The organism is Olsenella uli DSM 7084 (assembly GCF_000143845.1).
Classification (GTDB): Bacteria; Actinomycetota; Coriobacteriia; order Coriobacteriales; family Atopobiaceae; genus Olsenella; species Olsenella uli.
The window spans coordinates 1,804,562-1,818,595 of the sequence record NC_014363.1 but is presented as its reverse complement, the minus strand read 5'-3'; the positions used below and the strand labels follow the sequence as shown (position 1 = coordinate 1,818,595).

Annotated in this window: 11 protein-coding genes; 6 read left to right on the top strand and 5 right to left on the bottom strand. The window is 66.1% G+C overall.

What is annotated here, in order from left to right:
- The first annotated feature begins 1 nt into the window (after position 1).
- From OLSU_RS07890 to OLSU_RS07870, 5 genes are all read left to right on the top strand, one after another.
- Positions 2-1,660, top strand: a complete 1,659-nt coding sequence (locus OLSU_RS07890; protein ID WP_013252430.1) for an ABC transporter ATP-binding protein — start codon at positions 2-4, stop codon at positions 1,658-1,660.
- Positions 1,650-2,474 (top strand): energy-coupling factor transporter transmembrane component T family protein, encoded by an 825-nt coding sequence (locus tag OLSU_RS07885; RefSeq protein ID WP_013252429.1) that lies wholly within the window; start codon positions 1,650-1,652, stop codon positions 2,472-2,474. The genes OLSU_RS07890 and OLSU_RS07885 overlap by 11 nt, the downstream gene beginning before the upstream one ends.
- Before the next feature lie 22 nt (positions 2,475-2,496).
- Positions 2,497-3,351, top strand: a complete 855-nt coding sequence (gene truA, locus OLSU_RS07880) for a tRNA pseudouridine(38-40) synthase TruA (protein WP_013252428.1) — start codon at positions 2,497-2,499, stop codon at positions 3,349-3,351.
- A gap of 195 nt (positions 3,352-3,546) precedes the next feature.
- Entirely contained in the window at positions 3,547-4,311 is a 765-nt protein-coding gene (locus OLSU_RS07875) for a hypothetical protein (RefSeq protein WP_013252427.1), read from the top strand.
- Between the two features lie 201 nt (positions 4,312-4,512).
- A complete protein-coding gene (locus tag OLSU_RS07870; protein WP_013252426.1) occupies positions 4,513-5,583 on the top strand; it encodes a glycosyltransferase family 2 protein in 1,071 nt (356 codons plus the stop codon).
- Here OLSU_RS07870 and pyrE read toward each other — a convergent pair.
- The 5 genes from pyrE to pth all read right to left on the bottom strand — a co-directional run bounded on the left by pyrE (position 5,580) and on the right by pth (position 10,821).
- A complete protein-coding gene (gene pyrE / locus OLSU_RS07865; RefSeq protein ID WP_013252425.1) occupies positions 5,580-6,290 on the bottom strand; it encodes an orotate phosphoribosyltransferase in 711 nt (236 codons plus the stop codon). The genes OLSU_RS07870 and pyrE overlap by 4 nt on opposite strands.
- Before the next feature lie 78 nt (positions 6,291-6,368).
- A complete protein-coding gene (gene ucpA, locus OLSU_RS07860) occupies positions 6,369-7,166 on the bottom strand; it encodes an SDR family oxidoreductase UcpA (RefSeq protein ID WP_013252424.1) in 798 nt (265 codons plus the stop codon).
- A 447-nt stretch (positions 7,167-7,613) separates the two neighbouring features.
- Positions 7,614-9,023, bottom strand: coding sequence for an NADPH-dependent glutamate synthase (gene gltA / locus OLSU_RS07855; RefSeq protein ID WP_013252423.1), 1,410 nt, complete (start codon positions 9,021-9,023; stop codon positions 7,614-7,616).
- Positions 9,011-9,853, bottom strand: a complete 843-nt coding sequence (locus tag OLSU_RS07850; RefSeq protein WP_013252422.1) for a sulfide/dihydroorotate dehydrogenase-like FAD/NAD-binding protein — start codon at positions 9,851-9,853, stop codon at positions 9,011-9,013. The genes gltA and OLSU_RS07850 overlap by 13 nt, the downstream gene beginning before the upstream one ends.
- Before the next feature lie 374 nt (positions 9,854-10,227).
- Entirely contained in the window at positions 10,228-10,821 is a 594-nt protein-coding gene (gene pth / locus OLSU_RS07845) for an aminoacyl-tRNA hydrolase (protein ID WP_013252421.1), read from the bottom strand.
- Between the two features lie 466 nt (positions 10,822-11,287).
- Between pth and mgtA the strand changes: the two genes are divergently transcribed.
- Positions 11,288-14,026, top strand: coding sequence for a magnesium-translocating P-type ATPase (mgtA, locus tag OLSU_RS07840; RefSeq protein WP_013252420.1), 2,739 nt, complete (start codon positions 11,288-11,290; stop codon positions 14,024-14,026).
- The last annotated feature ends 8 nt before the right edge of the window (positions 14,027-14,034 follow it).

Here is a 14,034-nt window from a genome sequence, read left to right as displayed (position 1 = left end):
GATGTTGCGGATAGATCACGCGTGCTATCGTTACGCGCCATCGGACTCGTGGGCGCTGGATGACGCTTCCGTCACAATCGAGCCGGGAGAGCACGTCGTTCTCCTTGGCCGCAACGGATCCGGCAAATCGACGCTTGCGCAACTTGCGAATGGGTCGCTCCTGCCCCAGAGGGGGTGCGCCTCAATCGACGGCGTGGGGATCGGCGCGGCCGGGTCCGACGAGGCTGACGGGCTTGCCGGGGGGGACGCGTCTTATGCCGCCTCGAGGGTCGCCTTCGTGCGTCAGGACCCCCGCTCGCAGCTCGTCAGCTCGGTCGTTGCGGACGAGGTTGCCTTTGGGCCGCGGAACCTGGGCCTATCCGAGGACGAGGTCCGTGTCCGTGTCGCTGAGGCGCTCGAGTCCTGTGGCCTCGCTTCGCTCAGGTCCTGTGCGACGTCCACGCTCTCCGGTGGGCAGCAGCAGCGCCTCGCCCTGGCCGGCGCGCTTGCCATGCATCCCGCCTACATCGTGCTCGACGAGGTCACCTCCCAGCTCGACAGCCCGGCGCGCCGGTCCCTGCGTGCCGTGATCGACTTGCTGACCGACCGTGGCGCGGGCGTCCTCGAAGTTTCGCATCTGGTCGAGGACGTTGCGTGCGCGGATCGTGCCGTGGTGATGGACTGCGGCCGCACCATCTGGTCCGGTGCCCCGACCGACCTATTGGCAAGCGGGGACCTTCTGGTTCGGTCGGGCCTCGTGGGTTTTGGGTCCCAGCTCGCGGCGTTGTTCGCGCGATCTGGATGTAATGTTCGCTCGCTCTATGCGCTCTCCGTATCCGAGATGGTCGAATTTGCCCGTAAGAATGATTTTGTGGACGATCTATCGCATTTGGTTTGCCAGCCCCGAATTTGCCCTCAGAAGACCTCTCGGGAGCAAGACTCGCACGAGTCCGGCCTGACCCTCGCGGATGTGTCGCTCGACTATGGCACGACGCTTGCCCTGGACGAGCTGTCGGTCTCCGTCTCGCCAGGCGAACTGCTCCTTGTTGCGGGCCTTTCGGGTTCGGGAAAGACGAGTGCCTCCCTCGTTGCGGCAGGGCTGCTGCCTCCAGATGGTGGTGACGTCTCGCTCGGAGGTGGGCCAGTCGAGCCGGGCATGGTGGGCCTTTCCTTCCAGCGGCCCGAGGACCAGCTCTTCTGCGACGCCGTTGAGTCGGACGTCGCCTACGGTCCCCTGAACCTCGGCCTGTCAGAGAAGGAGGCGCTTGGTCGGGCCCATGCTGCCTTGGGACGCCTGGGGGTTGGGCCCCAGAGGTTTGGCGTCAGCCCTCTTGAGCTGTCTGGCGGCGAGCGTCGTCGCGTCGCGCTTGCCGGAATCGTCGCGCTCGATCCGGGGGCCTATGTGTTCGACGAGCCCACGGCAGGTCTCGATGGTGATGGAAGAAGCTTCCTTCACGAACTCGTCGCCTCGCTCGTGGCGCAGGGCGCCCCTGTCGTCGTCGTGACGCACGACGTGGGGGAGTGGCTTGGCGAGGCCACGAAGGTGGCCCTGCTGCGTGACGGCTGGCTTGCCTGGTCGGGTTTGGCCTGCGATCTTGCGACGAGTTCCACCCCGTTTGCCCGGGCGGGGCTGGACGCACCGCTTTCCGTGCGTCTGAGGGAGGTGCTCCATGCGAGCTGATCGCGACCATCGCAAGAGGCCCCACGTCATCCGCCGGGCCCTCCCGCTTGGCAGCTATGCAGGCGAACCGAGCTGGCTGAACGGCATAGATGCCCGCTGCAAGCTGGCTGCGCTCGCCCTTCTCGCCATTGGCGCGTTTGCGACGGGATCGCCATGGGGGCTGCTGGCCGAGCTGGTGGTCCTGTGCCTGCTGGCATGCGTCTGTCACGTGAGTCCCATGCAGCTTGCCCGAGCGCTCAGGCCGACGGTCATCGTGCTGGCGTTCGCGGTCATGGCGAACGCGCTTGTCGTGAGTGGCCAGTTCGACGCACAGCTCGCCGGACCCGTTGGCATCAGCTTCGTAGGATTGGGGCGTGCGTGCGCGGCCGTGTTGCGCATCGTGCTGCTTGTGGGGTTCGTCCTGGTCGTGACCGCCACGACCACCGCTCCGGAGATCTCGTCGGCCTTGGTGACGCTTCTGAGGCCGCTTGCCCGGCTGGGGGTCCCCATCGCTGACGTCGCCATGGTCGTTTCGGTCGCGCTGCGCTTCATTCCCGAGACGGCCGCGGAGTTCGATCGCATCGAAATGGCCCAGCGCGCCCGAGGGGCGCGCTTTGACCAAGGCACCCTGCGCGAGCGCCTGTCGAAGTGGGTTGCCGTGCTCGTGCCGCTGGTCGTCGCGTTGTTTCGGCGCTCGGATGAGCTGGCGCGCGCCATGGGAGACCGCTGCTACGCCGACGGTACGTCCCAGCTGAGGCCCCGGCGCCTCGTCTGGCGTGACTGGCTCTTCCTGGCGGTCATGCTTGCGGTCGCCGTCGCGTGCGTGCTGCTGTAGCGCCCTGACGGAGGGGGTTTGCATGCAAGACGAACATGCCGCCGGGATGGGTGCGCCGCCGGGAGGCATGGCCGCCACGATGGTGGTCCGCCTGGGCTATCGTGGCGCGGGGTTTGCGGGCTTTGCCGAGCAGCCTGGCCAGCGCACTGTTGCCGGGGAGTTGCGCACCGCCCTCGAGACGCTGCTCCACAGGCCCGTCGACCTCACCTGCGCCGGCCGCACCGACGCCGGCGTCAATGCACTCGCCCAGTACGTGAGCCTGCCGGTCACGCGGGGGGAGCTCGAGCGGGAGGGGCGACGACTCGTCTCGTCGCTCGTGGCGCTTACGCCCGACGACCTCTCGGTGCGGGGCCTCTACAAGGCGGACGTGTCCTTCTCGGCAAGATTCGACGCCCTCGAGCGGGGCTATCGCTATCGCGTCGCCTGCGGGAGCGCCCGCCCCGTGCTCTCCTGGGGCCACACATGGTGGCTGCGCTCGGTGGCGGACCTCGACGTCGATGCCATGGGCGAGGCGGCGTCCGCGCTGTTGGGCGAGCATGACTTCAGGAGCTTCTGCAAGGCGTCGTCGGCGGGGCTGCTCGAGGCAGACGGACGTTCGACCTGCCGCCGCCTGTCTGCGGTCTCGGTCGTTCGCGCGCGCGAGGCGGGAGAGGAGCTTGTGGCGATTGACGTGCGTGGCAACGCCTTCCTGCATAACATGGTCCGCGTGATTGCGGGAACCTTGGTCGAGGTTGGGCGTGGCCATCGTGACGCTTCGTGGGTCGCAAGGGCCCTCGCTGCCCACGACCGGTCCGCCGCTGGCCCCACTGCCCCTGCGCACGGCCTGACCTTCGAATGGGTCGGCTATCCCGAGGCCGCCCTCGTTTCGTGGGAGTAGCGATCCGCAACCTAAGTGCGCCCTGCGTGCGCCCTCAGTGAGACCTATGTGCCATGGGGGCCCGTGGACGGGCGCATTGGGTATAGTCTTGTCCAGTGTGTTGTGTCACATCGCATTGCGCCACATCGCATCTCCCCGCCTCGTGTGAGGCCGCACGGAGTGGGGACAGGACGATGCTCGTCAGAAGGAGGGCGTATGTTCAGGCAGCGCGAGAGGTTTGAGCGGACCGACGTCCCGCGTGACGTGCCTTACCGCGATGCCGTTGCCATCGGCGTGCTAGTGGCGGTGTTCGTGGGTCTCGTCGTGCTGGTCGCGAGCCTCTGGGCGCGCGCGAACAGCGAGAGTTCGGTGGCCAACAAGGACCTCTCTGCCTCCATCGCGGCCCAGGGCGAGTCCGTTAATCCCGAGGGCTATGTGGCTTCGAGCGATGTGTTCACCAACGTGCTCGTGCTGACGGTCGACGACGTCGACGCCGCCAACCCGACCTTGACCAAGGCGCAGGTCGTCTCGCTCAATGCGACGCACAAGTCTGGTGCGCTTGCCACCATCCCCCTGGACACGAAGGTCAACGACGGCACGTCCGACACGACCCTTTCCGAGCTCTATGCGTCGAAGGGCGCCTCTGCGTGCGTCGTCCCGTTGGCCAACGCTGCCAACGTGAAGCTGAGCCACGTCCTTCTCGCCACCGATGACATATGGGATAAGATCGCTGGGATGAAGTCCTCGGGCGTCTCGGCGCTGTTGGGGTCGGCCTCGGACGTGCTCTCGTCCATCAAGACCGACATGAGGACGAGCCAGTTGCTTGATCTGGTCGAATTGGCGCAGGCCGTCGGTATCGACAACCTATCTGCCTTCGATGCGCCAGCGGCCGCCGAGGACAACGGAAATGGAGGCACCTGGTCGGTCATCGACCAGACGCAGCTGGGCGTCTCCCTGGGCACCCTCGTGGCAGCCTCGTAGGCGGAGCGACAGCACGCGGCTTGGTGGCGACCGTTTTGCGGCAACGTGGCAGTCTCAACGTGGCAGTCTGTAGTTGTGCTGTAGTCATTTGGGCTCCGTGGGAGGGCGCTGACATGCTGGGCGATAATGACCGGTGTGCGGCGCGCCTCGCGTGGCCGTCCCGTGCACTCACAGCAAAACGGAGTCGGGAGATTGCCTGGTATGACGCCAAAGGTCCCCATGGTCACCGTCATCATGCCTGCCTACAACGTCGACCGCTATGTGCGGCGGGCGGTCGAGTCCCTCCAGCATCAGGTCCTCGAGGACTTCGAGCTGCTCGTCGTCGATGACGGCTCCAGCGATCGCACCGGTCAGGTGCTGGATTCCATCGCCGAGCGCGACATACGTGTGACGGTCTACCACAACGAGAACGGGGGCGCCCCCGCAGCACGCAACTACGCGCTTGACCATGCACGCGGCAAGTACGTCATGTTCATGGACGCCGATGACTGGGCCGAGCCCCAGATGCTGACCGACATGGTCCAGTTTGCCGAGGAGCACAGCCTCGAGCTGGTCGTCTCGGGATTCTATATCGACACCTACTACGGCAAGGCCGACGAGCACACCGTCGAGGTCAAGAGCTGCCCCACGCGCGTCTTTGGCGACCAGCGGGAGTTTCGTGCGACGGCCTGGCGGCTGTTCGACGCCAACCAGCTGTATCCGCCCTGGAACAAGCTGTTCCTGCGCTCTCGTGTCGAGGACATCGACCTGCGCTTCCGTCCCACCTTCTGGGATGACTTCCCCTTCGTGCTCGACTACGTTCGCGACGTCGAGAAGGTCGGCGTGCTTGCGCGTCCGTACTACCACTTCGTCCGTCAGCGCAGCGAGTCCGAGACTGCCCGCTGGCGCCCTGACATGTACGAGAAGCGCGAGGAGGAGCACGGTTGGATGCTTGACCTCTACCGCCACTGGGGCCTCGATGGCGATCCCCAGAGCGTGGAGATGATCCAGCGTCGCTATGCCGAGCGCCTGATCGGCTGCATCGAGAACGTCTGCAACCCCCAGTGCGCGCTTTCCGAGCGGGAGAAGCTTGCTGCCATCGAGCGGATGATCACAAGCGATCGCGCCCAGCTTGCCGTTTCCGTGGCCTGCCCGCGCTCGCTCATGATGCAGGTGATGCTGGCCCCCATCAAGTCTCGGAACGTCTCGCTCGCCTATCGGGAGGGTTGCTTCATCTCGTTCGTCAAACGGCACAACACGCGCGTGTTCGCGACCCTGAAGGCCCGACGTTAGCGGCTTGCCTGCGGCTGGCGGCCCGCGTCGCTACTCCCCGCGCCACCCTCGACGCCGTAGCGCGCATAGTACTTGTCGATGGCGTCCTTGAGCTCTGGTGTGATGACGGTTCCGCCCAAGGCCTCGACGACTTCGGACATGCTCACGATGCTGGCGACGGGAAAGCCGTAGCGTTCCTGGATCTCCTGCTGCGCGGTGAGCCTGCCGCCCTTGCCGACCTCCATGCGATCGAGCGAGACGACGAGTCCGCGCACCTCTACGTCTGCCGCGGCCTTGAGCTTGGGGTATGTCTCGTCGATGGACTTGCCCGAGGTGGTCACGTCCTCGACGATCACCACACGGTCACCGTCATGCAGCTCGGCACCCAGAAGCTGGCCCTTGTCGGCACCATGGTCCTTGGCCTCCTTGCGGTCCGAGCAGTAGCGCACCTCCTTGCCGTATAGCTCGTGGTAGGCGATCGCGGTCACCACGGAGAGGGGGATGCCCTTGTAGGCGGGGCCAAACACGACGTCGAAGCCGTCGCCAAAGTTGTCATGGATGGCCTGGGCGTAGTAGCGCCCCAGCTTCTGTAGTTGCTCGCCCGTGACATAGGCGCCCGCGTTCATGAAGAACGGCGACCTGCGCCCGCTCTTGAGCGTGAAGTCGCCGAACTTGAGCACGTTGCTTTGGACCATGAACCCGATGAACTCGCGCTTGTAGTTCTGCATGGGTCCCTCCTTAGGGGTGCCGTCGACTGCGGTTGGGCTAGCCCTGGCCAAGTGTTCCGACGCAAGGCTCCGCGCTTCCTAGCTGGTACCCATCGACGAGGTCTCCGGAAGGGTTGCGCCGCCGTCGATGACGACCCTCTCGCCCGTGATGTAACTGGACTCGTCGGAGCCGAGGAACGCGAATAGCTCGCCGACCTCCTCGGGCGTCGCGAGTCTGCCCATGGGGACGCCCGTTGCGATATCGTCGATGGCACGCTCGGGGTCGTCGGGGTTGGATTCGACGGCCATCCGCTCGACCATCGGCGTCCTCGCGTAGCCCAGCTGTGAGCAGTTGACACGGATGTTGCGAGAGGCGTACTCGACGGCGAGGCATCTGGTGAGCCCGACGAGAGCGGCCTTGGTCAGGGCGTAGGCGGCCTCTCCGGCGTCGGCAACGATGTCGCCTGTGACGGAGGAGGCTATGACGATGCTGCCTCTGCCCGCCTCTAACATGTAGGGGATGACGCTCTGGCAGGTGTTCCAGACCCCGCGGATGTTGACGTCGATGGACGCCTCGAGATCCTCGTCGGGGAAGTCCTCGAACGGGGCGAGACGGCAGATGCCTGCGTTGCAGCAGGCAATGTCGAGGGAGCCAAATGCCTCGCGTGTGGCTTTGGCCGCCCTCCTCACCTGCTCCTTATCCGTGACGCTTGCCACGATGGAGATGGCCTGGGTACCGCGCTGCACGTGGAGCTGCTTGGCCACCTCCTCTACGGACGGGTCCGCGTCGAGGAGGCAGAGGCGTGCGCCGTGGCGTGCATAGGTCTCAGCGATGCCTCTGCCCAGCCCCTTTGCGGCTCCCGTGATCAGTGCAACCTTGCCATCCAGCTTGGACATCGCAGGTACCGCCCTTCTGGTCGAGCTTCCTGTGTGGGACGTACGCTCCCATGGTAACCGACACGTTCCTCCGATGCTTGGCGTTCGGCCTCGCTGCTCTGGGAGCGCTGTCATCTCGGTCAGAAAACTGGATGTAACAAAACAGGCAGTTATGTGTGGATCGAGCATGCCCACGATGGCCCTGCGAAGACAGAGGGGCTCTTTGCAGGGCTAAAAGCCGCCTCTTTTGTTGTGATTACAACAGAAAAGGCAGTTTTCCTTCGCCGGACACGCTACGAGCGCCAGTTGATCCACACATAACTGCCTGTTTTGTTACATCCAGGTTCTGCCGCCGCGTCTGAGGCGTTTGCGCCTACGCAGGGGCACCCGACCGATCGCTCGGTCGGGTGCCCCTGGTGCGACTCTGCTCTCGTGTCGCCTTCGTCTGACGTCACTTGCCCAATGACGCTATGCGCCTAGCAGGACCCTGGTCATGTCGGCGGCAGCCTTCTTGCCGGCGCCCATGGCCAGGATGACCGTGGCGGCTCCGGTGACGATGTCACCACCGGCCCAGATCCTGGGGTTGGAGGTACGACCCGTCTCCTCGTCGGCGATGATGTAGCCCCACTTGTTCAGCTCCATGCCGCCGATCTTCTTGGCGAAGGGGTTGGCGTTGGTGCCGATGGCGGAAATCGCGACGTCGCAGGGAATCTCCTCGATGGCATCCTCGATGGGCACGGGACGGCGGCGACCGGAAGCGTCGGGCTCGCCCAGCTCCATCCTCTGGACGCGGACGCCACAGACGTTACCGTCCTCGCCCTTGAGAAACTCGAGCGGCGACACCAGGGGCATGACCTCGACGCTCTCGGCCTTGGCGTGGTGCAGCTCGGCCTTACGGGCGGGCATCTCGTCCTCGGTACGGCGATAGGCGATGATCGCGCGCTCGGCACCCAGGCGCTTGGCCGTGCGCACGGCGTCCATGGCGACGTTGCCGCCACCGAAGACCACGACGGTCTTGGCGCGCTTGGTCGGGGTGTCGTACTCGGGGAACTGGTTTGCCTTCATGAGGTTCACGCGGGTCAGGTACTCGTTGGCGAAGAAGACGTTGGGCAGGTTCTCCCCGGGGATGTTAAGGAACTTGGGAAGGCCGGCGCCGGTCGCCACGTAGATGGCATCGAAGCCCTTCTCCCCCAGAAGCTCCTCTGCATCGGCGAGGTTGCCCATGACGGCGTTGTACTCGAACTTGACGCCCATCTCCCTGAGGCCGTCGATCTCGCGCTTGACGACCGCCTTGGGCAGGCGGAACTCGGGGATGCCGTAGACCAGCACGCCGCCGCCGGTGAAGAAGGCCTCGAATACGGTGACGTCGAAGCCGTTGCGAGCAAGCTCTCCGGCGCAGGTGATGCCCGAGGGACCGGAGCCGATGACGGCGACCCTCTTGCCGCTGGAGGGACTCATCTGGGGTTGGGAGGCCAGCTCGGGCTGGTCGCCCAGGAAGCGTTCCAGCTGACCGATGGCGACCGGCTGGCCCTTCTTGCCACGGATGCAGACGCCCTCGCACTGGGTCTCCTGCGGGCAGACGCGTCCGCAGATGGCGGGCAGCATCGAGGCCTCATGGATGACGTCGAGACCCTCGCCGAACTTCTCCTCCGCGATCTTCTCGATGAAGCCGGGGATGTCGATGTTGACGGGACAGCCTTCGACGCAGAGCGGCTTCTTGCAGCGCAGGCAGCGCTGCGCCTCGGCTATGGCCATCTCCTTGGTGAAGCCCCTGTCGACCGGGCGGAAGTCGTGGGCGCGCTCTTCGGCCGGCTCCTCGTTGTCGGCCTGACGCGCCGACTTCATGTCGGCGACCCAGCGACCGTTTACCTCTGGCATGCGCACATCGCCTCCTCATAGGCGTGGAGGGACTGGCCCTCTTCGGTCAGGTATGCGGCTTGGCGCGCGCGCAGGTCGTTCCAGTCGACCTTCGTCGCGTCGAAGTCGGGGCCGTCGACGCAGGCGAACTTCGTCTGGCCGTCGACCTCCACGCGACAGCAGCCGCACATGCCGGTACCGTCGACCATGATGGGGTTGAGCGATGCGGTGATGGGGGTGCCGTACTTCTCGGCCGTGAGGGTCGAGAACTTCATCATCGGCACGGGACCCACGCAGAAGACCCGATCGACGGCCTTGGCCTCGAGCAGGCGCTCCAGGGGCGCGGTGACGACGCCCTTCTCGCCGTAGGAGCCGTCGTCGGTGGTGATGTGGATGTGGTCGTCGGGGAGGATGGAGCGGAACTGCTCCTCGAGCAGCAGCAGGTTCTTGGTGCGGGCACCCATGATGGCATGTACCTCGTGACCGCTTGCCACCAGCTGGCGTGCCACGGGGAAGGCGATGGCCAGGCCCACTCCACCGCCGATGACGGCCCAGGAGCCGTCGCCCATCTCGGTGGGCTGGCCCAGCGGTCCGGTCACGTCCTGCAGGCTGTCACCGGCCTCGTAGGCTGAGAGCATCGTCGTGGTCTTCCCGATGACCATGAAGATGAACTCGACCCAGCCCTCCTCGGGATTCCAGTCCGCGAACGTGAACGGGACGCGCTCGCCGCGCTCGTTGGCACGCACCATGAGGAACTGGCCGGCATGCGCGTGCCTGGCCATCTCCGGCGCCTCGATGCGGAACTTGAACACCTTCTCCGAGAACTGCGTCTTTTCGAGGATTTTGTACATCAACGAACTCCTCTCCCAAAACACTTCGTTCGTGCGGCGCGTGGCATCCGCCGGCGCCGTCATTGACACGGCAACGTGCCTCTGCGGCCGTGGCACTCCCCCGACGCCTCCAGTCGCTCGCACACAGAGACATTCTAGAGGTTTCGTGGGTAGAAATGCGTGAGCGCACGCACAATCGGCGGTGGGCCGAAAAGCCCGCGCAACCGTTCCGCGCCATGTCTTCGGCAAGCCGCCTGCTGGGCCGGGGCCGGGTGGTCCGGCGTCATCGGCCCAGTTCTGGGTGGTCGGAACTCATCGGTCCCTGGCGAGCCGGAGCCCATCGGTCCCTGGTGAGCCGGAGCCCATAGGTCCGGGTCCGTCCGGACCTAGCGGACCTAGCCAAGCTGCTCGACGGCACGTGCGACGCCCTGGTCCAGGCACAGCTCGCATGCGTCCGCTGCCCGCTGGGCGCCAAGCTCGAAGTCTGCGAGGAAGCTGCCCTTGAGCTGGCGCAGGGCAAAGTCAGCCACGCTCATCCTGCCGGGCGGTCGCCCGATGCCGCAGCGCACGCGCGCGAAGTCGCGGGTCCCCAGCTTGTCGGCGATGGAGCGCAGGCCGTTGTGGGCGTTGAGCCCACCTCCAGACTTGACGCGCACCACGCCGCTCGGAAGGTCGACCTCGTCGTGGACGACGAGGACTTCCTGCGCGGAGATGCCCCGTTGTCTCATGAGCTTGGAGAGGGGGCCGCCGCTCACGTTCATGTAGGCCTGCGGCTTGGCGAGAAGGACCGTGCGCGTCCGGCCGTCTGGCCCCCGTCGGCCCCAGGAGGCCACCAGGCAGCCGGCCTCGCTCTTCCAGTACGAGACGCACCCTCGTTCTGCCAGAGCGTCCACCACGGCAAAGCCTGCGTTATGGCGCGTATGCTCGTAGGCGTCCCCGGGATTTCCCAGGCCACAGACCAGAAGCGTCTCCTTGGATGCGATCGGCATGAACCCCCCTGACCTCTCTATGGCTTGCGTGTCTGCCTTGGCACTGCCGGCCTTGGCACTGCCAGCATAGGGCAAGTCATGTCCGGTATGTGCGCCAACCCCTGTGCCGCCCACATGCGGAGGGGTTGAACCGTCTGTCCCCTGGGTATAACCTGAAGGCCTACGACTAAGGGAGACGGGCCCCGTCTCCATAGTCCACCGTCCTGAGGAGGTGCCTCGCATGTCAGACGATCATAGTCACCAAGGACGCCAAGAATGCCTGACCAGGGGAGGGGCGCCTGCCGGACGGGACCGTCGGCGCCCGTAGCGCCTTCGCGTGCCCGTGACCGTCGTCACGGGTCCGTGCGCCCGTGGGGTCCGCGCACGTCGGATGCCACGGGAGGGATGCCAATCGCGTGCTCCCGGGGTCGTGCGGCAGCAGTTGCCGGGCGACCCGATCTCTGTCCCGGGATAGCGAGGTGGCGCCATGATGAGGCGTGCCATCAACCATGCCGCGGGGAACGGCCATGCCGCGGGGAACGCGACGGCGAGCCAGCGCGAGTGGCTTCTCCACATGGCCCAGCTGCCCGTGCCGCGTGTGTACGACGAGCTCAACGCGCATGCGGGAGGGTTGGCCCCGCATGAGGTCGAGGTCTCTCGCGAGCTCTGGGGACCCAACGTCGTCGCCCATGCCGACCGCAAGCCCCGGCCGATTCGCCTCCTGCTGGCCTTCTCGGACCCCCTCACCTACATCCTGGTGCTCATCGCGGCGGTCTCCGTGTTGACCGACTGGATTTTTGCGAGCGCCGACAGCCGCGACCTCACCACCCCGGCCATCATTGGCGTGATGGTGCTGGTGTCCGGGGTGATGCGCTTCGTGCAGGAGGAGCGCAGCGGCGATGCGGCGGAGTCGCTGGCCGAGATGATAGAGACCACCTGCTGCGTCCTGCGCGAGGGACCGGGTCGCACCGACATCCCCCTGGACGAGGTGGTGGTGGGCGACGTGGTGAACCTTTCGTCCGGCGATATCGTCCCAGCGGACCTGCGCATAGTGCATGCGCGCGACCTGTTTGTGAGCCAGAGCTCTCTGACGGGCGAGCCCGAGCCCGTCGAGAAGGTCGCGGACGCCGGCCTTGTGGGCACAGGCCCGGGTGCGGATGCGGCCTCGGACGTCCGCAACCTCGCGTTCATGGGGTCGACGGTCATCTCGGGCACGGCCCGTGGCGTCGTGGTGGCGACGGGCGCCCGCACGCTCTTCGGCGAGGCGACGTCCCTGCTGGGGACCGCCAGGCGCCAGACTGCCGCAGACGAGGGCGTGTCAAGGACCAGCGTCCTCCTCGTCCGCCTGATGATGGCGATGGTTCCGGTGGTGCTGCTGGTCTCCGGCATGACCAAGGGCGACTGGCTGTCGTCGCTTTTGTTCTCGCTGTCCGTCGCGGTGGGCCTGACACCCGAGATGCTGCCCATGCTGGTTTCGGGCTGCCTGGGCAAGGGGGCCCTGGACCTCAGCCGCGCGCACGTCATCGTGAAGCGCCTGGGCGCGATCCAGGACCTGGGCGCCATCGACATCCTCTGTACCGACAAGACGGGCACGCTGACGCAGGACAGCGTGGTGCTGGAGCGCCATCTCGACGTGGACGGGAACGAAGACGTATCCGTTCTGAACTGGGCGTTCATGAACAGCTTCTTTGGAACCGGCATGCGCAACCTCATAGACTCGGCAATCATCCGCCGCGCGATCGAAGAGGGCGCGCGCGGCGGCGGGCCCACAGGTGCCGATGAGATCGCCACCTCGTGGCAGCTGGTGGACGAGCTCCCCTTCGACTTCGAGCGCCGCCGGGTGAGCGTGGTCGTGGGTGACGAGCGCGGCAATACGGTCATGGTCACCAAGGGGGCGATGGAGGAGGTCCTGGCGCTGTGCTCGCAGTACGAGCTGTCCGGCGAGAGGCACGCAATCACCCCTGACGTCGGACGTGCCGTGATGGAGCGTGCCGCCGCCCTGGGGGACGAGGGCATGCGCGTGCTGGGCGTTGCCGTTCGGGAGGAGCCCGCCGGCGCCGGCACGCTGGCCGCAGATGACGAGTGCGACATGACCCTGATCGGCTACCTGGCGTTTCTGGACCCGCCAAAGGCCTCGGCCGCCGAGGCGGTACGCGCCTTGGCCCAGAACGGCGTCACGACCAAGGTGCTCACGGGTGACTCCGCGCGCGTCACGACCTACGTGTGCGGCAAGATGGGGCTGCCCGTGGACGGCGTGCTCACGGGAGCCGAGGTCGATGCGATGGATGACGCGGAGCTTGCCGAGCGCGCCCAGCGGACGTCGGTCTTCGCGAAGCTGAGCCCGACCCAGAAGGCGCGCGTGGTGCAGGGCCTTCGCAGCCTGGGTCACGCCGTGGGCTACATGGGTGACGGCGTGAACGACGCCGCGGCGATGCGGGCGTCCGACTGCGGGATCTCCGTCGACTCCGCCGTCGACGTGGCGCGCGAGGCTGCGGACATCATCTTGCTGGAGAAGGACCTCATGGTCCTGGAGCGGGGCATCATGTGTGGCCGGAGGACGTACGCCAACATGGCCAAGTACGTGAAGATGACCGTCAGCAGCAACTTCGGCAACGTCATCTCCGTGTTGGTGGCGGCCACGTTCCTGCCGTTTCTTCCCATGACGGCGGTGCAGCTCCTGCTGCTGAACCTGATCTACGACCTTACGTGCACGGCCATCCCCTGGGACAACGTGGATGACGAGCTGGTGCTCTCGCCCAGGCGTTGGGACGGCACGTCCATGCGCGCGTTCATGCTGAGGATGGGCCCCGTGAGCTCGGTGTTCGACGTCATCACGTTTGCGGCCCTGTTCGCCTGGATATGCCCTGCGGTCGCGGGCGGTGCCTGGGGGAGCCTGGATGCGAGCGGACGTGCCCTGTTCGTGTCGACCTTCCAGGCAGGTTGGTTCGTCGAGTCCATGTGGACCCAGACGCTCGTCGTGCACCTCGTGCGCACCGCGAGGGTGCCCTTCGTGCAGAGCCATGCGGCTTGGTCCATCACGCTTCTGGGTGCGTCGGGGATTGTCCTGGCAACGCTTCTGCCCGCGACTGCCGTGGGCGGCGCCCTCGGGTTTGCTCCGATGCCGACGGCCTACTTCGTGTTTCTGGCGTGCGTCGTTGCGGGATATGTGGCGAGTGCCCTGTTTGCCAGGCGTGCGTACCTGCTCCGTCACCACAGCCTGCTGTAGGCATGGCT